The 740-nt window shown below is 65.3% G+C and carries 1 pseudogene; it reads right to left on the minus strand.

Features of this window, described 5'->3' with window-relative positions:
* Nucleotides 1-248 (minus strand): annotated as a pseudogene (locus LI94_RS21365) (hypothetical protein); the annotation flags it as partial.
* Nucleotides 249-740 lie beyond the last annotated feature (492 nt).

The following is a 740-nucleotide window of genomic DNA, read 5'->3' on the forward strand; positions in this document are numbered from 1 at the left end:
AGCAAGCCGCCCAGGGCAGCCACCCGGGCCATCAGCGGCACCAGCGGCGGGTGGTCGAAGTATCCCCACGCCGGGTACTGACCGCAGATCACGTAGTAGAACTCATCGGGGTGCCAGCCGTAGTTCATGGCGAAGGCCCCGTGGACGACCGCGGCCACGGCGACCACCACGGCTACCGGCATGAGGGTTCGTCGATTCACCGACGGGGCAGGCGATCCGCCCACCAGCGAAGACGTCGTACCAGTCACCGGCACTCCATTGTCATGTTGGACTCAAACCGGAGCATCGTAACAAGTAGTTGACACCTGTCTACTTTTAGCTCGCCAGAACCAACAGGACCGCACACATGGACTTTCTTTCGAGGTGGCCGGCCGAGTGCCTCCCCGGCGGATCAGGACGGAACATCGGAGCTGTGGCGCATCCGCGGCCACATCTTGGCTCAGCTGCCCCGCGGTTGCTCACACAGGTAGATGTGGGCTCCGTGCAACCCGTTGTGCACACCACCGGGGATCGTGATCGACGCCAGGTAGTGACGTGCTCCCAATACTGCGTGAGCTTGCGGACCGGGAATCGCCCGACACACAGCGCCGTGGCTGCGTCGCCGGCCGGCGGGCCCCATAGGGCGTAATTGCTGTCGCCGCTGACTACCGGATCGCGATGGCCAACAGCCGAAGCCCCAGCAAGCCGCCCAGGGCAGCCACCCGGGCCATCAGCGGCACCAGCGGCGGGTGGTCGAAGTA

The sequence above is a fragment of the Mycobacterium sp. UM_Kg27 genome, from assembly GCF_000972905.1.
In the GTDB taxonomy this organism is placed as follows: Bacteria; Actinomycetota; Actinomycetes; order Mycobacteriales; family Mycobacteriaceae; genus Mycobacterium.